Consider the following 431-nt stretch of genomic DNA (forward strand, 5'->3'; position numbering starts at 1 on the left):
GCCAGGATCAAACTCTCCGATGATGCACAGGATGTGCAAACTTCGACGTTGCAACAGGACGTTGCGAAGCTAGTCGAAGTTCCTTAACCTGCTTTAGTTCATTTATAATGAACAAAAAATAATTAAATCGTTTCATTTGATCCATCACTCTTTTTTTCAAAGAAATCAATCGGTGTTACCCGTTTGATATTACGCTTGGCTTTTGTTTAGTTTTCAAAGAACAATCTCTTAATAATTTAGATGGTGGGCCTGAGTGGACTCGAACCACCGACCTCACGCTTATCAGGCGTGCGCTCTAACCGGCTGAGCTACAGGCCCATCTAACAAACTATCATTTAATGGAGCGGGTGATGGGAATCGAACCCACGACCAGAGCTTGGAAGGCTCTTGTTTTACCACTAAACTACACCCGCATATTTATTAAGGAAAGC

The 431-nt window shown here is 42.5% G+C and carries 2 tRNA genes; both read right to left on the reverse strand.

Features of this window, described 5'->3' with window-relative positions:
- Positions 1–241: 241 nt before the first annotated feature.
- Positions 242–318: transfer RNA gene (locus GMB86_RS15350), tRNA-Ile, on the reverse strand.
- A 21-nt stretch (positions 319–339) separates the two neighbouring features.
- A tRNA-Gly gene (locus GMB86_RS15355) sits at positions 340–413 on the reverse strand.
- Positions 414–431: the final 18 nt, after the last annotated feature.

It is taken from the genome of Terrilactibacillus tamarindi, from assembly GCF_009718825.1.
GTDB lineage: Bacteria > Bacillota > Bacilli > Bacillales > Sporolactobacillaceae > Terrilactibacillus > Terrilactibacillus tamarindi.